The organism is Terrabacter sp. BE26 (assembly GCF_041941675.1).
Taxonomy (GTDB): domain Bacteria; phylum Actinomycetota; class Actinomycetes; order Actinomycetales; family Dermatophilaceae; genus Terrabacter.
Map to the genome: position 1 here is coordinate 16,364 of NZ_CP090122.1, position 16,973 is coordinate 33,336.

Here is a 16,973-nt window from a genome sequence, read left to right on the forward strand (position 1 = left end):
GCCGAAACAGTCGTTCTCGACGGCAGTGCCCACCCGACCGGTCACCCGAGCCGGGTGGGGCTCCAGACCTCAGTGGGACCGCCGCTCGGCTGCCTCCTCGAGCGCCCGCTTGTCCACGTCGTCCATGGCACGCGTGTCGCGCGGCTCGGCGAACGGCTCGAGGTCCTCGGGCTGGCCCGCCGCGATGGCGCGGCTGCGGTCGAGCTCGGCGTTGACCTCGGCCCCGAGCAGGATCGCGATGTTCGTCAGCCAGAGCCAGACGAGGAAGACGACGACGCCGGCCAGCGACCCGTACGTCTTGTTGTAGGAGGAGAAGTAGGCGACGTAGAGGGCGAAGAGGCCGGAGACGACGAGCCAGATGACCACGGCGACGAGGCCGCCGGGGCTGACCCACTTCACGCCGCCCTGCTTGGCGTTGGGGCTGGCCCAGAAGAGCACCGCGAAGAGCATCGAGACGAGGACCAGGAGCACCGGCCACTTCAGGATGCTCCACAGGGTCACGGCGGTGTCCCCCGCGCCGACGAAGTCGCCGAGCTGCTGGGCGACCGGTCCGCTCACGACGACGATGACGGCGCTGACGCTCATGACGACCACGGCGAGGACGGTGACGCCGATCCTGATCGGCACCGTCTTCCAGATCGGACGCCCTTCGGGGATGTCGTAGATGACGTTGGAGGCGCGCATGAAGGCCGCGACGTAGCCGGACGCCGACCACAATGCGACGAGGATGCCGAGGACGGCGCCGAAGCCGGCTCCCTTGCGGTTCGACTGGGCCTGGGTGATCAGCGTCTGCACGAACTGGGCGCTGGAGCCCGGCGTGAGCTGCTTGACCTGGCCCACCACCTGCGTGGTCGCGTCCGGGCCGAGGAGACCGAGCACGGCGACGAGCACGACCAAGGCCGGGGCGATCGACAGCAGGCCGTAGTAGGTCAGCGCCGCGGCGAGGTCGGTGAGGTTGTCGCGCTTGAACTCGCCCCTGGCCCGCTTGACCACCGCCAGGAGCGACGACTTGGGCAGCTCCGTCGGGCTGTCCGGCGCGTCGTGACGGCTGGTGTCTCTTTCCGTTGCCATGCCGGGGTCGTACCCAGTGACCCGGGGAGGACCCACGGCGGGTCGGCCCGCGGAAGGAATGGAGCGCTGCCGGTCACCCAGGGGGCGGCCCTCCGTGCGGGCCCGGTGGTGAAGGATGGTTTGCTCGTCTGGGTACGACAGCAGGACCGTCAGTCCGCTGGGTGTCGGGCGACCGGAGGGAGATTCGAAGGATGGTGACCGACAGCTCTGAGCTGATCGCCGGGCGCTACCGACTCATGGACCGGATCGGCTCCGGCGGAATGGGGCACGTGTGGCTGGCCTGGGACGAGCGGCTCAACCGCGCCGTGGCGGTCAAGCAGCTGCACTCCCCGGTGGGCCTCGGGGAGGCGGATGCCGCGGTCGCACAGGAGCGGGCGATGCGCGAGGCGCGCAACACCGCGCGCCTGCACCACCCCAACGCGGTCCCGGTCTTCGACGTCGTCGACCACGAGGGCCGTCCCTGCCTCGTCATGCAGTACCTCCCCTCGCAGAGCCTGCAGGCCGTGCTCCGGGACCGGGGGCCCCTGCCGGTGCGTGAGGTGGCCAGGCTCGGCACCGAGCTCGCGGCGGCCCTGGCGGCGGCGCACCGGGCCGACCTGGTGCACCGTGACGTCAAGCCGGGCAACGTGCTGCTGGCCGAGGACGGCACCGCACGCATCACGGACTTCGGCATCAGCCACGCCCTCGGGGACGCCTCGCTGACCTCCACCGGCATGGTGACCGGCACCCCCGCCTACCTCGCACCCGAGGTCGCCCGGGGCGGGCCCTCCACTCCCGCCTCCGACGTCTTCTCGCTCGGCGCGACGCTCTACGCCGCCCTCGAGGGCGTTCCCCCGTTCGGCAGCGGTGACAACGCCATGGCACTGCTGCACCGGGTGGCCTCGGGGGACATCACACCGCCGCGCGAGAGTCCCCTTGCGCCGGTGCTGCTGCAGATGCTGGCCCCTTCCCCCGAGGGGCGGCCGACGATGCAGGAGGTGTCGCGGGCCCTCGGCGACGTCGCTGCCGGCCGATCCGACGGCGCGGAGCGGCCGAACCGTACGCGTCCCCTTCCGGTCCCGCCGCCCGCCGCCACGGCGACCGGGGACGGCCCTGACGCGCCCGACACCCGGACTGCGAGACTGCCTGCGTATGCGGCCCCAGCGGCCGTGGCGGATGTGCACGGCGTCCCCCCGGCGACCCCGGGTGCCGGACACGCGTCCGACCGCAGCCGGAGCGACGTCGCGACGCCCGGGAGCGCTGCGTCCGAGGCCGCGCCACGCGGTCGGAGGCGAGCGATCCTGGCGCTGCTCGTGGTGTTGCTGCTCGTCGGCGGTGGCCTGCTCGCGTCGTCCCTGCTGCGCGGTGCACAACCGGATGGAACCGCCAGGCCTCCGGTCGTCGCAGGCTCGAGCAAGCCGAGCGAGACACCCCGGGCGAGCACCTCGGCTCCCTCGTCGTCCACCGCCGAGGGGCCGGCGCCCTCGACGACGCCGGCGAACACTCCGACGCCGAAGGCGAGCACGTCGTCCCCGGCGCCGTCACGGCCGAGCACGACCGCCGGCGGCGGTCCCGTTGCGGGCGACCCGGCCCGCGCCGTCCGGGACTACTACCGCCTGCTCCCCGGCGACACCGACGCCGGGTGGGCCCGACTGACGGATCGGTACCGCGCAACGACTGCTCGCGACCGAGCCACCTACGACAGGTTCTGGGCCTCAGTCGACTCGGTGAACGTCAGCCAGGCCAAGGCGTCCGGCCCCAGCTCTGTGGTGGCGACCGTGCGCTACAACTTCAAGGACGGGCGGCGGTTCGAGGAGCGCACGGCGTACACGCTCGTGCGCCAGGACGGCGTGCTCAAGATCGACACGTCCTCGGTGCAGAGCAGCCGCCAGCTCTGAGGCGTCGAACGTGTCCGACGCGTCACGTCACTGGCAGCGCCACATGACCACGGCGTGCGCCGAGTGGGCCGGACGGTTGCGGGAGGCGCCCACGGGCGCGACGGCGCTGGTGGTGCACACCCGGGCCAGGCGCTCGAGCATGGCAGCCCGCTCGCTGCCGGTCATCACGGTCACAACGGCATCGTCCTCGGTCGAGGTCACTGTGCTCATCGCGGTTCTCCCTGGTCGCGTCGACCGGCGTTCGCTCCAGCCGGTGTCCCAGGGGTAGGTGTACCAGTCCTGGTGGGCGAAATGCCGCCGAATGCCCGGGTTTCGACAAGAAAGTCCAAAGAAAGGTGCAAGACCTCGATCGGCACGACGCTCAGGCGGGAGCGGCACGCTCGACGAGGATCGCCAGGCGCCGGAGCGATTCCTGGTTGCGGCGGTGCAGGACCGGGTCGCGCAGGGCCCGTGGGATGAGGAGCGCCGGACCCTTCGTCGCGTCCTCCTCCATCGTCACCTCCGTGCCGTCGCCGACGGCCCGACACGTGATGCGCACCATGCCCTCGCCCGAGGGCCAGGCCCGCACGCTCAGCTCGAGCAGGGTGGGCGGCTCCGATCGCACGACGGAGGTCGTGTCGTCGATGAGCACCGGCCAGGCGCCCACCGAGTGGTGCATGGTCGCGCCGGGCGCCGGCCAGTCGGGAGAGACGTCGCGCACCCGCGACGCCCCGACGACCCACTGGCTGTAGCTCCACGCGTTGCCCAGAACGTCGAAGACCTGCTCGGGTGTGCCGTGGATGATCCGGGTTGTCGTGCTCACGAGCGCCTCCAGAGTGTTCGGGTCTTGTGGTGCCACAGTGCGGCGCGGGCGGCGTTGGCCCCGCAGGCGCCGTGCACGCCTCCGCCCGGGTGGGCGGACGCCGATGCCAGGTAGAGGCCCTTGACCGGCGTCTCCGGACGGCCGGAACCGGCGACGGGCCGGAAGATGAGCTGCTGCTGCAGGTTCGCGGTCCCGCCGTTGATCGCCCCGCCCACCAGGTTGCGGTCCATCGACTCGAGCTGGTGCGGACCGAGGACCCGCCGTGCGGTGATGCGGTCGCGGAAGCCCGGAGCGCGGCTCTCGATGCGCTCCTCCAGGCGCTGGGCCATGGCGTCGAGGTCACCCTCGTCCCAGGTGCCGTGCACCGGGCGGACGCCCTCGTGGCCCGCGGCAGCATCGCCGCGGACCTGCTGCGGCACATGGGTGTACGCCCAGAGGGCCTCGCCGCGCTCGGGCACTCGACTGGCGTCGGCGACCCCCATCTGCCCGACGAGCATGAAGGGCCGCTCGGGCACGAGGCCGGCGGCAACCTGGCTACCGGTCAGAGTCATGTCGTCCAGCGAGTCGCCGATGTGCACCGTGCCCGGCTCCTTCTCGGGGGCACCCTCCCAGGGGACGGGTCCGTTCAGCGCCCAGTCGACCTTGACGGTCGAGGGGTCCCACTCGAAACGGCTCATCCGGTGGCGCAGCCTCGTCGGAAGGTCGTCCCACGGCACGAGCCCGCCGTAGAGCGCCGGCGCCGACACGTCGGCGAGCACCGCCCGGCCCACGGGGATCTCCCGTGAAACGGTGCGGACGGCGACCGCGCGACCGCCGTCGACGCGTACGCCCTCGGCCTTCTCACCCAGCAGGACCTGTCCGCCCTTGGACTCGAGCCGTCGCACCATGGCGCCCGAGAGCTCGCCCGCCCCGCCGCGCGGCACGGGAAAGCCGACCGTCTGGCCCAGCAGGACGAGCAGCAGGCCCATGGCGGCGGACCCGGGCGACTCGAGGCTGATGTCGGCATGCGCAGCATTGCCCGCGACGAGCATCCGCGCCGCCTCGCCGTTGAAGAGGCGCTCGGTCAGGGCGCGGGCCGGCATGATCATCTCTCGCAGCAGCTCCAGGCCCCCCGGCCGCAGCACCCGACCGGCGAGACCCGCTCCCCCGCGCACGGGCGGGAAGGGGCTCAGCAGGCAGCGGATGACGTCGTCGCCCACCCGGTCCCAGGTGTCGCAGAGCGCCAGCCAGGCGTCACCGTCGCCCGCGGCCTGGGCCTCGAGGCCCGCGGCGGTCTCGCCACGGTCGCGGTGCAGCACGCCCCAGCGTCCGTCCGGGAAGGAGTGGCCCACGACGGAGGGTGCCTGGACCCACTCGAGCCCGTGCTCCTCGAGGTGCAGCCCGCGGATCGTGGGCGACCCGGCGGCGAGGGGGTAGAACGAGCTGAACGTGTCGTGCACGTAGCCGGGGGCCACCGAGGAGTCGCTGCGCACGGCACCGCCGGCGGTCTCCTGCTCCTCGAGCACCACGACCGACCAGCCGGCGTCGACCAGCAGGTTGGCAGCGACCAGCCCGTTGGGCCCGCTGCCGATGACCACAGCGTCCGTCGTCGTCACGATGTCCCCTCGCCGCTCGCCGCTGGTCCTGCCGCTCGGTCTGTACCCGCTGCGTTGAGCGGCCAACCGACGTGTGCGACGGGCGGCGAGCGCCAGGCCTCGCTGGAGAACCGCGACATGCCGGGGATGCACGCGTCGTAGATGACTCCCGGCGTCGACAACCCCATCTACCGTCAGGGGGCGTATGCCGGGGGCCCGGCGATGCCGCACGGCGCAGGGGAACGTCGAGGCCAGCTTGCCGCACGGAAGCGCCTCGACGGCGGGCACGGCGCCGGCCTCGGAGCCCTCTGGGACTGGCGGTCCGACGGCTGCGCCGCCTCGCCGGCTCGTGAGCGCCGGCGCCTGCTGGTCGCCCCAACGCCGAGCTCGGCTAGGTGGGGTGGGCCCCCGGCCCGCCGGCGGAGTGCGCCGCGGCGCCGGCGGCTGGGAGGCCCTCACCGGGGAGCCGCCCGGTCAGGCGCAGCTGGTCGGCGACCACCCGGAGCTTGACGTTGGTGGTCTGGGACAGGCGCCGCAGGTAGGCGAACGCTGCATCGGCGGTCATCCCGTAGCGCTCCATGAGGATGCCGACGGCCTGCCCGATCTCCTGCCGAGCCACCATGGCGAGCTCCAGCCGCTCAGCCTTGCGCGCCAGGCCGACGGTGGCCGCGGCGTGCGCGGCGAACGACGAGGCGAGCAGCACTGTCTCCCGCGGGAAGCAGCCTTGCTGCTCGGAGCCCAAGGTCAGTACTCCCACCGTCTTGGCCTCCCACACCATGCGCACCGACAGCACGCCGAAGAGGCCGGACGAGACGGCGCGCGCCATCACCTCCGGCCAGCGCGCCAGGTCCTCGGGGCAGCCCGCGTGCAGGCCGACGAGGGGGTCGTGGCTGTGCAGGGCGTCGACGCTCGGCCCCTGGTGCAGGGCGAACTGCAGCTCGTCGAGCTGGCGGGCCACCTCGCCGGTCGCGGCCAGGGTGCGCACTGCCCCTCCCCGCTCGAGAAGGCTGATCGAGACGTGCCCCACTCCGGGCACGGCGTGGGTGCTCGCGCGCAGCAGGGCCTCCACCGCGCCGGTCGGTGCCGCCTCCCCAGCGGATGGGGTCGCGGGTGAGGGTGAGGGTGCGGGTGCGCGCCGGATCGGGGTGACGTCGGGCCTGGCCGCGATGGAAGTGCTCGCAACGGCATTGCCTGAAACGTTCGTGCTCGCAACGTTCGTGGTCACACCGGCGGTGGAGCAGGGCGGCGTGACGCTGGCGTGCGACGGCAGCGGTTCCGGGCGTGAGAGGCGACCCTCGGCCACGGGGGCAGCGCCGAGCGCCGCGGTGGGGTCTTCACGGGTCGACTGATGTCCTGACGTGAGAGTCACAGCAAGTCCTCCGCGGGCGTGGCGGTCCCTCTTCCCTTGAAGGTGCCCTGCTGAACCGAACCTCGAGCCGGGAGCTTCGGCCCTTCGGATCACGTGCCCGTATCTCGGTCCAAGGTACACGGGAAGACGCTCGGCGGACGGATCAGGCACACGCCGATTCGGTGCGATTGAGCTCGCGTGGGATCGCACGGGAGACGTCGCGGGCCAGGAACCCCGGCGCCTCCTGCGCAAGCCGCTCACCGGCCCGGGCGTGGGCCCAGGCGCCCCAGGCGGCCGCCTGCTCCGGCGACGCTCCCCGCGCCAGCAGACCGGTGACCACGCCGGCCTTCACGTCGCCCGACCCGGCCGTCGCCAGCCCGGGCACGCCGGCGTTGCACGACCACGACTCGCCGTGCGGGGAGACGACGTAGGAGACCTCACCGCCGCTCAGGACGGCGGCCCCGGTGGCCTCCGCGATGGCGCGGGCAGCCCCCAGCTGGTCGTCCTGCACCTCGTCCTCGGACCGCTCGAGCATGGCGGCGGTCTCGGTGAGGTTGGGCGTCAGCAGGACACGGCCGGCGAGGTGGCGCATGCCGTCGAGGTTCCCGGTCAGGAAGGCCGTCCCGAGGGCGTCGAGGACGACCAGCGTGTCGAGCCGCGGCACGACCTGGGTCAGGAAGAGGTCGGCGCACTCCGGGTCGCCCATCCCGGAGCCCAGCAGGACGACGTCGGCCGCCTCGGCCAGCTCCACCACCCGGTCTGCACCGGCCACCGCCAGCTCTCCCCCGTGCAGGACGGGCAGTCCCTGCACGAAACCCTCGGGCAGGGCGACGCCGAGGGCGGCGGCCGTGTCGCTCGCCGTGGCGACCTGCACCTTGCCGGCACCGACCCGAAGAGCCGTCTCGGCGGCCAGGAGCACCGCGCCGGGAGTCTGGCGCGCTCCCCCGACGATGAGCACCCTCCCCCGGTCCGACTTGTCGCCGCCCTGTTCCGGCAAACCCCAGGAGCCCAGCAGGTCGGCGTCGATCAGGGTGGGGTCGTCTGCCATGTCAGGTGGTCCTCTCGTCCTGCAGCTCGGGCTGCTCGTGCTGCTCGTGCTGGTCGTGCTGCTGGTCGTGCCCGGCAGCTGGTGGGTCCGGGGCCTCCGCCTGGTGCGTGTCCTCGTGCGTCGAATCGACCGGCGAGGCCTCGAGGTATGCGGTGTCGGCGAAGGCCTCGAGCTGCAGGGCGCCGCTCGCCCTGCGGTAGCGCGTCAGCGAGCAGTTGGCGAGGGGCTGATGCCGGTCCACGTCGAGCAGGGTCGCCTCGTCGAGGCTCTCCAGGGCCAGCCGGAAGCTCATGATCACCACCTGGTGCGTGAAGACCCAGACCCGCCGATCGGGATACAGCTGGCCCAGGTCGCGCAGCACGTCGCGTACGCGCAGGGCGACGTCGGTCCAGCTCTCGCCACCGGGCGGCCGGTAGTAGAACTTGCCGAGTCGTGCACGACGTTCGGCCTCCTCCGGGTAGTGCTTGCGGATGCCGACGCCCGTGAGCCCGTCGAAGATGCCCAGGTCCCGCTCCCGCAGGCGCTCGTCGAGGAGCGGGTCGAGGTCGAGGGCGCCGCCCACGATGCGTGCCGTCATCTCCGCCCTGGCGTAGGGCGAGCTCAGCACGACGTCGGGACGGCCGGCCGTGCTCGCGACGTGGCGGGCCAGCACGTGGGCCTGTTGCTCGCCACGCTCGGACAGCGGGGTGTCCGGGTCGCGGGTGTCCAGCTGCAGCCGCCCGTCGCCACGGTCTCGCGCCTGGGCGTCGGCGACGTTGCCGACGCTCTCGCCGTGTCGGACGAGAACCAGCTCCTCCATGCTCGCAGCCCAGGGCGCGCTGCTGCCTCCGATGGCCATGCGTCTCCTCGTGGGGTCCGGTCTGGTCTGCTCTCGGTATCCGCCCGTCATGGGTGCTTCAGTGCCGCCGGGCGGACACCGGATCTGTACCCGGCCCCTCGACCCGGGAAACGACACCTTCGCCGCCGCTCGGGACCACGGAGCCAAGGATCACGCGGGAGCGTGACGAACCCTCGCCCGCCGCCCAGGCTGACCACCGGCGGAGAAGCGTTTCTCCCGAGAAGCGTTCCTCCGCCGCGGCTCTCGGGTACCTCTGACCTGAAACGGTGCATGTGGTGCACCGAAGAGCGGAAGAGAGGCGACGCATGCGATCTGCGTTCATGGTCATTGCGGCTTCGGCAACGCTCCTGGCCGGATGTGCGGGAGTCGGCGGCGCGAGCAGCGACTCAGGTGGGGGCAACGCCGGGACAGCAGGGAGCGCTCCCAGCGGAACCCTGAAGATCATGGGCTTCGGCGGCGAGGACGAGGTCGCGCAGGCTCGGGTCAACGCCTTCAAGCAGGCGTACCCGGGCGTGAAGGTCAGTAACGCCAAGGGCGACTTCGACGCCCAGCAGTTCCTCACCGCGCTGGCGAGCGGCAACCCGCCGGACCTCGTCTACATGGACCGCAACCTCATCGGCACCTACGCCAAGAAGGGGGCCGTCGTCCCCCTCGAGGACTGCATCTCGCAGCAGAAGATCGACACCTCGCAGTACCGCGAGGCCGCCATGCGCTCGGTGACCCTCGGCAACAAGGTCTACGGCATCCCCGAGTTCTACGTCGTCACGACCAACCTCGTCGACGCGAAGTCGCTGAAGGCCGCCGGACTGTCCCCCAGCGACATCCAGACCAAGGACTGGCAGGCGCTCAAGGCGACGTCCGACAAGCTCTTCAAGAAGAACGGCAACAAGCTCGAGCGCATCGGCTTCGACCCGAAGCTGCCGGAGTACTTCCCGCTCTGGGCCACGGCCAACGGCGCGACGATCATCAAGGAGGACGGCGCCCCGAACCTCAACGACCCCAAGGCGGTCGAGGCGCTCGACTTCGCGATCAGCCTGATCAACGACCAGGGCGGCTGGACCGCCTTCAAGTCCTTCCGCGACTCCTTCGACATCTTCGGTGAGAAGAACCCGCTCTCGGCGGGCTCGGTCGTCGCCTTCCCGATGGAGAACTGGTACGTCAACGTCCTGCGCGACTTCATCCCCAAGGGCCTGCAGCTCGACAGCACGCCGTTCACCGACCACGACGGCAAGCCCGTGAGCATGGTCGGCGGCAGCGCATGGGCCATTCCGAAGGGGTCGAAGAACCCCAACGCCGCCTGCGCCTGGGCCAAGACGCTGACCGACAAGGCCACCTGGATGAAGGCGGCGGACGCCCGCATCGCCAAGGTGAAGAAGGACAACAGCTTCTTCACCGGCCTCTTCACCGCCAACAAGCCGGCGGACGAGGCGATCAAGGCGAAGTACCTCACGAACGTGCCGGACGCCGGCTTCAAGCGCGCCATCGACAACCTCTACGCGACGCTCGACACCGCCACGGCCCTCAACCCGTCGCCGGCCGGCGCCGAGATCGACGCCGCCTGGCACAGCGCCGTGACCCGCGCACTCGGCGGCCAGCCCGCACAGCAGGCTCTCGACCAGGCGCAGAAGGAGGCAGAGGCAGCCTTCACGAAGGCAAACGGCAATGGCTGACCGGGTTCGCCCGGGCCGGCTCCAGCGACGAGAGGCCCGGGCGGCCTACGTCTTCATCGCCCCGTGGATCATCGGGTTCCTCGTCTTCACAGCGGCCCCGATGGTCGTGAGCCTGTGGCTGTCCTTCACGGACTACTCGCTCGTCGAGCCCGGTCATGCCGTGGGCATGGCCAACTACCAGCAGCTGCTGGACGACCCGCGCGTGGGCAAGTCCCTCGCCAACACGTTCACCTATGCCGCCATGTTCGTGCCGCTCGGCAATGTCGTCGCGCTGGGGCTGGCGATGCTGCTCCACCGCGTCGGCCGTGCGGCCGGCTTCTTCCGCACGGTCTTCTACCTGCCCGTCATGACGCCGGCCGTCGCGGCCGGGGCCATGTTCCTGCTCCTGCTGAACGGCCAGCGCGGCCTGCTCAACCAGGTGCTGGGCTGGTTCGGGATCACCGGGCCCGACTGGACGACCGACCCGGCGTGGCTCAAGCCCTCGCTGGCGATCGTCAGCCTCTGGACGGTGGGCGGCAGCATCATCATCTACCTCGCCGCCCTCAACAACGTCCCGCGTCAGCTCTACGAGGCCGCGCTGCTCGACGGCGCCGGCCCGGTCCGGCGCTTCTGGAGCATCACGCTGCCGATGATCTCCGGCGCGCTGTTCTTCACGATCATCACGCACACGATCGCGGCCATGCAGATGTTCGACCAGGCGTACACCATGTTCTACGGACCGCAGCAGAAGGCGACGGCCTCCGACGAGTCCCTCGTCTACATGGTCTACCTGTTCCAGAACGCCTTCGAGTTCTTCAAGATGGGCTTCGCCTCGGCGATGGCGTGGGTGCTGTTCGTGATCATCCTGGCCATCACGGTGGTCCAGGTCCGCATCGGCAACCGTTTCGTCTACTACGAGGGAGACACGCCCCGATGAGTGTCGACACCAGGCCGCTGCCGCCCTTCACCGAACCGCCGGACGAGCCCCAGGCATCGTCGCGATCGCTCTCGTCGACGGGCCCCGTGAAGGACCGGCGACGCCTCGGACCGGGGGCGGTGGTGCGCTGGTTGCTGCTCCTCGTGGCAACCCTCGCCTTCACCTACCCGCTCATCTGGCTGGTCAGCGCCTCGCTGAAGCCGAAGTCCCAGGTCTTCGACAACCGGCTGGTGCCCGAGACGTTCCAGTGGTCCAACTTCATCGCGGTCTGGGACGCCGGCCCGGTGCTGCGCTGGTTGCTCAACTCCGGCGTGGTGTCGCTCATGGCGGCCGTCACGGTGACCCTTTCGAGCGCCTTCGTCGCCTTCGGCTTCGCCTACTTCCGGTTCCGGCTGAAGGGCCCCCTCTTCGGCCTCGTGCTCGCGACCATGATGCTGCCGGGCGCCGTCACGATGATCCCCGTCTACCTGATCTGGCACCAGCTCGGGATGATCGACACCCAGGTGCCGCTGTGGGCGGGCAACCTCTTCGGCTCGGCCTTCTACATCTTCCTCATGCGCCAGTTCTTCCTCGGGATCCCGCGCGAGCTCTTCGAGGCGGCGCGCATCGACGGCTGCAGCCACCTGGGCCTCTTCCGCCGGATCGCCCTGCCGCTGTGCCGTCCCGCCCTGATCATCGTCTTCATCTTCGAGTTGCAGGCGAGCTGGTCCGACCTGCTGAAGCCCCTCATCTACCTCCAGACGGAGGAGTACTTCACGATGCCGCGCGGCCTCAAGCAGATCGTCGACGGCTTCGCGCTCTCGGGCGAATACCACTGGGAGATCGCGATGGCGGCCACTCTGGTGGCGACCTTGCCGATGATCGTGGTCTTCGCCTTCTGCCAGCGCTACTTCCTCGAAGGGCTCGCCACCACGGCGAGACAGGGCTGAGCCCTCTTCTCGGGGGCCCGTTCGGCTTCCAGCACGGGCACCGGGCAAATCGGTACCCCTGAGGTGCGCCTCACAGCTTCGGTGGGAAGGGCCCTTGTGTGGGCAGCAGGAGGTGGAGCCCTCAAACCAGTAATCCGGACATCCCCGGACGGTTCAACCATCCCTCCAAGCGGAGGCATGGAAGGCCCTCGCAACCAGCCGCAGCGTCCTCGAACGGCTCCGAATCAGAAGACCGTGTAGCCGCCGTCGATCGTCAGCACCGAACCCGTCATGTACGAGGACGCCTCACTGGCCAGGAAGACAACGGAAGGAGCAATCTCCTCGGGGGTGGCGGCGCGCAGTTGAGGGGTGTCGTCGATCCAGCGGCTCTTGAACTCCGGCCGGTCGATCGGCGTCATCTCGGTGCGGACGTATCCGGGAGCGACAGCGTTGACGCGCACCCCCATCGGCGCCCACTCCGCTGCCAGTGACTTCGTCAGATGATGGACGGCAGCTTTGGAGGCGTTGTACGCAGGCTGCCACTGGGGCCGGTTGACGATGTCGCCCGACATGGAACCGATGTTCACGATGACCCCTTCCCCGGCGGCGACCATCTGCTCCCCAAACACCTGGCACCCGTTCCACACTCCGGTGAGGTTGACGTTGATGACGTCGCTCCACTCCTGCTCTGTCACCTCAAGCGCCGGCCGGTGCGTGCAGATGCCGGCGTTGTTCACCAGCACGTCCACTCGACCGAAGGCTGAGCGGATGTCGTCGGCCGCCTCGCTCACGCTGCCCCGAATCGAGACGTCGCCCTGAAACGCCCGGCTCTTCACTCCCCTTTCCTCGAGTTCGGCGACGACCTCTGCGCTCTTGTCGGCGTCTCGAGCGAGAATCGCAACGGTGGCACCCGCCTCACCGAGCGCATGCGCGAAGGCCCTTCCCAAGCCACGGTTGCCGCCGGTGACGACGGCCACCTTGCCGTTGAGAGCGAACTTGTCGAGAACTGCCATGCTGACTCCTGAAGTGAAGGGTGATTATTCGTTCGGGGCAAGCCTCGACCATCGCCGATTGGCCAGCATCCAAACATCCAAGAGATGCGCGCCCGGGCCACTATGACCGCTGCCGCGGAAGAATCCCTTCACGCGTGCATCGTGCCACGAGTCCTCCCGACCCGATGCTGGTTACGCGCACATTCCGCTCGTCGGACGAACGTCCGACCATGCCGCTCCTTGGACGACCGGGCGTGCAGATGCGCGACGTGGGCTGACGCCAATCCGCAACCCAGTCCCCACCTACGGCACACTCACCTGGTGACCTACGACGCACCCCGTCCGGACGGACCTGCTCAGCCATTGCCTTCTTCGGCGCCCCCAGCCGGGTGGTACCCGGACGGCTCCGGACACGTGCGCTGGTGGAATGGCATTGCTTGGACCGACAGCACCATGCCGCAGGCCCAGCCGGACACCACTTGGGCGGTGCTTTCCCACGTCAGCTTCTTGGTCATGCCGATCTTCGCGCCGCTCGTTGTCCGACTCACCGCCGGCAAGCAGGATCCCTTCGTTCGGCACCATGCGACCGAAGCATTGAACGCGCAGATTCTCTTCACGATCGTATGGAACGTCCTCATCGGAAGCATGATCATCGCAACGGCGACGAGTAGCCCTGATGACCCGAATTCGCCAGCCTTCCTCTTGCTCGCTTTTCCCTTGGCTTTCGTCGCCGGCGCGGGCCTACTCGGAATGGCCATCCGAGGTGCCGTCCAAGCGAGCCGTCGCGTCTGGTGGCGCTATCCCGTGTCCATCCGCTTCGTGCGAGGTGCGCGCCAGACTGAGTCCTGAAGCCTCCACCGCCCCGATCACTGGTGCTGACGCCGGTCATCGGCGTTGCGCAGGAAATGCGGGCGGCTGTTCGACCATACCGCTCGTCGGACGACGTCCGATCATGCAGCTCTCCGAGCGTTGCCGAATAGCGGACGCTGATCACCTGTCGGCCTCCGGCCCGTCAGTTCGCTGCAGCTCACTCGATCGGTAGAGCAAGCTAACCTGACGAACACCAAGTCCACTACCAAGGCTGGCTTATGGGAGATCCAGTGACGAGACCTTGGCGGGTCGCCCTGGCCGGCGCCATCAGCATCGTCCTCGCCGCCGCAAGGACACGCAGTGTTTGGCGCCCAACTTCGACGAAGTGGTCTTCCGGACGCTTCCCCCGGAGCACACTGGCCGCATGGCACGTCGGAACCTTTGGTGCCTCGTTCTGGGGCACCGCTACCACCGGATGAAGTTGCGTGGTCGAACCATCCTGACATGCAAACGGTGCGGTGACGTCGACGTGGTCACCAAAGACATGGGCGGTCTTCAGTTCTAAGCCAGTCCGCGCCGCCTACACGCGATGGGTCCTCAGCTGATGCCGGGACTGCCACATACCTGCGTGTTAGGCGATCGACGGTGGCCAGCGATGCCTGCGCCACTCCTCCCAGGTCGCGAAGCCTGCTGGCGGGTCATCGACACGCTCACTACCGTCCAGCTCCCCCGCCGTCGGAATGCTGATGATCTCCGCCCAGGTGGCCAGTTCCTCGTCCGACATGTGCCAGGTCGTGTGAGGCTCCTCAGCTTGACGCCGGTCGAGTCGTCGCCGCTGCTCGGCTGGCATGAGCTCGAAGTAGCGCATCTGCACATCCGCACCGAGATCGGCCGCTGCCGCGCGAAGAGCCGAGCGCTCATCTCTTCCCCACAGGCCGTAGTCGATCACCACATTGATCCCGAGCTGTAGAGCGCGCAGCCCGATCTCGATGAGCCGTCCTTCGATCACGTCCGAGGCCGAGGGAGGGTTCGCGAGTCCGTACAGGGCCTTCACCCACTCATCCTTCGTGAGCCGAAGGGCCCTCTCCTCAATCTCGATGCGCCGCGCCGCGGTGGTCTTTCCGGTGCCCGGCAGCCCCACAGTCAGGAACAGCGTTGGTCGTGTCGACGTCACCTCGCCATTCAAGCGGTTGCCTCATGTCGCCGTCGTCCGACTATGCCGCTCGTCGGACGACGTCCGACCATGCCGTCCGCAGCACAGATGAGTGAGCCTCCGTGCAACCGGCACGGCATGATGAAACGCCGCGGGCCGGACAGGCCGACCTTGACCTCCATCGACGCGGATGCGCGGGGCAGCTCGGGCTGCTGGGACCCCCACTCGCGTCCGCAACGGTCAGGATCGTGAAACGCCGATCGCGCCTTGCCCGCAGCGTCGGCATCAACGAGAAGCGGCCGGTCTACGCGATGTTGTGGTTGACGTGGAAGAGGTTGTCCGGGTCGTAGCGACGCTTGACGTCCAGCAAGCGACGGTACTTGGTGGGCCCGAAGACCGCTTGCGGGTCGAAGCCGCGGTGCCCCGACGGCTCCTGTCCCTGGAAGTTGATGTACTGGCCGCCCGTCGCGAAGGGCGCCATGTCATCGGAGAACCCGCGGACGAAGGCGATCCGGGCGGTGTCGTCGGACGGCTCGTCCCAGAATCCGTAGATGTTCAACCAGAACCTGGCGGCGCGGTTGGGGAACGGGGTCGCGGATTCGGGCACGCGGGCGAAGGCGCCGCCGAGGTGGTGGACGTCGAAGGCGGTCCCTGGCCAGACCTGCTCGGTCCCACGGCGGCACAGGATGTCGATCACCTCGTCGTCGAGGCGGTCGAACGAGGTGTTGCGCCAGTAGGCGCGCACCCCCTTGGGCAGCAGCGGGTCGAATGCCGACTGCCATTCGGTCCACCGAGTCTCGCCGACCTGCTCCTCGTCGGGTGGAGCGAGCCGACGCAGCCGACTCACCAGGGCCTCCCCGGTCGCACGATCGGGTGAGGCCCAGGCGAAGCCGACGACCAGCAGTGGCTGGTCACCCAGCTCCGCGACGGGCGGCGGGGTGAGTGTCGTGGTGATCGTTGTCATGGGATCCGGCAGGTCACGGGTCCACTCCTGCAGCGCCGCCCACGCCGCCCGCCACCGGTCGGGCCGGTAGAGGAGGCTGCCGGTGAACAGCCTCGGGCCGTGGGCGTGGGCGCGGAAGGTGAAGGAGGTGGCCACGCCGAAGTTGCCCCCGCCGCCGTGCAGCGCCCAGCACAGGTCCGGATGCTCGGTCTCGCTGGCCGTCAGCGTGTCGCCGTCAGCGGTGCCGAGCTCGACCATGACGAGGTTGTCGGCGCTCAGCCCGTAGGGGCGGGTCAGCCAGCCGAGGCCTCCGCCGAGTGTCAGCCCGGCGATGCCGGTGCCTGACACCACTCCGATCGGGACGACGAGGCCGTGCGGCTCGGTCGCGGCGTCCACGTCGGCCAGCGTGGCCCCGGCCTCGACGCGCACGGTCCGCGCTGAGGGGTTGACTGCCACGTCGTGCAGCTCGCCCAGGTCGAGCACGACACCGTCGTCGACAGTGCCGTGTCCGGCCACGTTGTGGCCGCCGCCGCGCACCGCCAGGTCCAGACCGGCCTCGCGAGCGAACCGGATGGTCTCGGTGACGTCGCCGACCCCGGCTGCCCGGACTACGGCCCAGGGGCGGCGGTCGATCATGCCGTTCCACACGGCACGAGCCGCGTCGTAGCCGGGCTCGTCCTGCCCGGTCACCACGCCAGCCACGCGGCCGCGGAGGTCCTCAAGGTCGGGGCGCACGGTGGAGGCAGTCATGGCGAATCCTCATACGGCTGACAAGCGCTCACACCATGCTGCGCCGGCACCCACAACCGGTCAAGCGTCGCAGCAACGATGGCAGCACCGGTCGCAGCACTGATCGTGGCTGGGCTCACGCCGGTCCAGCCACGGCACTCGTGGCGGCCGCCAGCCGACGTTCTCATATGCCCCTGATGGTGCACGTTTGTTATGCCACCGGCAGCCACGCGCGAGTAGGCCGCTGCGCCGCAGTCGCGGCTCCGCCGTGCCCTGTCGAGGTCGAACCCTCCA

General features: G+C 69.8%; 15 protein-coding genes. 5 read left to right on the forward strand and 10 right to left on the reverse strand.

Annotation, left to right across the window (positions count from 1 at the left end):
* Nucleotides 1-69: 69 nt before the first annotated feature.
* Nucleotides 70-1,071: a YihY/virulence factor BrkB family protein gene (locus LQK93_RS00070; protein ID WP_374969550.1), complete on the reverse strand. Its 1,002-nt coding sequence runs from the start codon at nt 1,069-1,071 to the stop codon at nt 70-72.
* Between the two features lie 194 nt (nt 1,072-1,265).
* On the opposite strand from LQK93_RS00070, the gene LQK93_RS00075 reads away from it, so the two are divergent.
* On the forward strand, nt 1,266-2,948 hold the full coding sequence (locus LQK93_RS00075) for a protein kinase (RefSeq protein WP_374969551.1): 1,683 nt from the start codon (nt 1,266-1,268) through the stop codon (nt 2,946-2,948).
* Nucleotides 2,949-2,975: 27 nt separating this feature from the next.
* Here the strand turns inward: LQK93_RS00075 and LQK93_RS00080 are convergent, their stop codons facing one another.
* The 6 genes from LQK93_RS00080 to LQK93_RS00105 form a co-directional block, all read right to left on the reverse strand.
* On the reverse strand, nt 2,976-3,158 hold the full coding sequence (locus LQK93_RS00080; protein WP_374969552.1) for a hypothetical protein: 183 nt from the start codon (nt 3,156-3,158) through the stop codon (nt 2,976-2,978).
* 151 nt (nt 3,159-3,309) lie between these two features.
* Entirely contained in the window at nt 3,310-3,750 is a 441-nt protein-coding gene (locus LQK93_RS00085) for an SRPBCC family protein (RefSeq protein WP_374969553.1), read from the reverse strand.
* On the reverse strand, nt 3,747-5,345 hold the full coding sequence (locus LQK93_RS00090) for a phytoene desaturase family protein (RefSeq protein ID WP_374969554.1): 1,599 nt from the start codon (nt 5,343-5,345) through the stop codon (nt 3,747-3,749). Before LQK93_RS00090 ends, LQK93_RS00085 begins: the two co-directional genes overlap by 4 nt.
* Before the next feature lie 370 nt (nt 5,346-5,715).
* On the reverse strand, nt 5,716-6,549 hold the full coding sequence (locus tag LQK93_RS00095; protein WP_374969555.1) for an ANTAR domain-containing protein: 834 nt from the start codon (nt 6,547-6,549) through the stop codon (nt 5,716-5,718).
* A gap of 286 nt (nt 6,550-6,835) precedes the next feature.
* Nucleotides 6,836-7,720 carry an NAD(P)H-hydrate dehydratase gene (locus LQK93_RS00100; RefSeq protein ID WP_374969556.1) on the reverse strand — a complete coding sequence of 295 codons (885 nt, stop codon included), beginning with the start codon at nt 7,718-7,720 and terminating at the stop codon, nt 6,836-6,838.
* A 1-nt stretch (nt 7,721) separates the two neighbouring features.
* Nucleotides 7,722-8,558, reverse strand: a complete 837-nt coding sequence (locus LQK93_RS00105; RefSeq protein WP_374969557.1) for a histidine phosphatase family protein — start codon at nt 8,556-8,558, stop codon at nt 7,722-7,724.
* A gap of 443 nt (nt 8,559-9,001) precedes the next feature.
* Here LQK93_RS00105 and LQK93_RS00110 point away from each other — a divergent pair, with 443 nt between their 5' ends.
* The 3 genes from LQK93_RS00110 to LQK93_RS00120 are packed head-to-tail and all read left to right on the forward strand — an operon-like array spanning nt 9,002 to nt 12,073.
* On the forward strand, nt 9,002-10,228 hold the full coding sequence (locus tag LQK93_RS00110) for an extracellular solute-binding protein (protein ID WP_374969558.1): 1,227 nt from the start codon (nt 9,002-9,004) through the stop codon (nt 10,226-10,228).
* Nucleotides 10,221-11,144 (forward strand): carbohydrate ABC transporter permease, encoded by a 924-nt coding sequence (locus LQK93_RS00115; RefSeq protein ID WP_374969559.1) that lies wholly within the window; start codon nt 10,221-10,223, stop codon nt 11,142-11,144. Before LQK93_RS00110 ends, LQK93_RS00115 begins: the two co-directional genes overlap by 8 nt.
* Nucleotides 11,141-12,073 carry a carbohydrate ABC transporter permease gene (locus LQK93_RS00120; protein WP_374969560.1) on the forward strand — a complete coding sequence of 311 codons (933 nt, stop codon included), beginning with the start codon at nt 11,141-11,143 and terminating at the stop codon, nt 12,071-12,073. The genes LQK93_RS00115 and LQK93_RS00120 overlap by 4 nt, the downstream gene beginning before the upstream one ends.
* Before the next feature lie 224 nt (nt 12,074-12,297).
* Here LQK93_RS00120 and LQK93_RS00125 read toward each other — a convergent pair whose 3' ends face one another.
* Nucleotides 12,298-13,065 carry an SDR family NAD(P)-dependent oxidoreductase gene (locus LQK93_RS00125; RefSeq protein WP_374969561.1) on the reverse strand — a complete coding sequence of 256 codons (768 nt, stop codon included), beginning with the start codon at nt 13,063-13,065 and terminating at the stop codon, nt 12,298-12,300.
* Between the two features lie 300 nt (nt 13,066-13,365).
* Here LQK93_RS00125 and LQK93_RS00130 point away from each other — a divergent pair, with 300 nt between their 5' ends.
* On the forward strand, nt 13,366-13,893 hold the full coding sequence (locus LQK93_RS00130) for a DUF4870 domain-containing protein (protein ID WP_374969562.1): 528 nt from the start codon (nt 13,366-13,368) through the stop codon (nt 13,891-13,893).
* A gap of 592 nt (nt 13,894-14,485) precedes the next feature.
* Here LQK93_RS00130 and LQK93_RS00135 read toward each other — a convergent pair.
* Together LQK93_RS00135 and LQK93_RS00140 are read right to left on the reverse strand one after the other, a co-directional pair.
* Nucleotides 14,486-15,028 (reverse strand): AAA family ATPase, encoded by a 543-nt coding sequence (locus LQK93_RS00135; protein WP_374969563.1) that lies wholly within the window; start codon nt 15,026-15,028, stop codon nt 14,486-14,488.
* Between the two features lie 283 nt (nt 15,029-15,311).
* The gene (locus LQK93_RS00140; protein ID WP_374969564.1) at nt 15,312-16,700 is read right to left on the reverse strand and encodes an FAD-binding oxidoreductase; all 1,389 of its coding nucleotides are present in this window, start codon (nt 16,698-16,700) and stop codon (nt 15,312-15,314) included.
* Nucleotides 16,701-16,973: the final 273 nt, after the last annotated feature.

Excerpts from the sequence above, each read along its gene's own strand:
- LQK93_RS00120 (WP_374969560.1), top strand. The coding sequence starts at position 11,141 with ATGAGTGTCGACACCAGGCCGCTGCCGCCCTTCACCGAACCGCCGGAC.
- LQK93_RS00070 (WP_374969550.1), bottom strand. The coding sequence starts at position 1,071 with ATGGCAACGGAAAGAGACACCAGCCGTCACGACGCGCCGGACAGCCCG.
- LQK93_RS00080 (WP_374969552.1), bottom strand. The coding sequence starts at position 3,158 with ATGAGCACAGTGACCTCGACCGAGGACGATGCCGTTGTGACCGTGATG.
- LQK93_RS00125 (WP_374969561.1), bottom strand. The coding sequence starts at position 13,065 with ATGGCAGTTCTCGACAAGTTCGCTCTCAACGGCAAGGTGGCCGTCGTC.
- LQK93_RS00100 (WP_374969556.1), bottom strand. The coding sequence starts at position 7,720 with ATGGCAGACGACCCCACCCTGATCGACGCCGACCTGCTGGGCTCCTGG.
- LQK93_RS00110 (WP_374969558.1), top strand. The coding sequence starts at position 9,002 with ATGGGCTTCGGCGGCGAGGACGAGGTCGCGCAGGCTCGGGTCAACGCC.
- LQK93_RS00115 (WP_374969559.1), top strand. The coding sequence starts at position 10,221 with ATGGCTGACCGGGTTCGCCCGGGCCGGCTCCAGCGACGAGAGGCCCGG.
- LQK93_RS00105 (WP_374969557.1), bottom strand. The coding sequence starts at position 8,558 with ATGGCCATCGGAGGCAGCAGCGCGCCCTGGGCTGCGAGCATGGAGGAG.
- LQK93_RS00140 (WP_374969564.1), bottom strand. The coding sequence starts at position 16,700 with ATGACTGCCTCCACCGTGCGCCCCGACCTTGAGGACCTCCGCGGCCGC.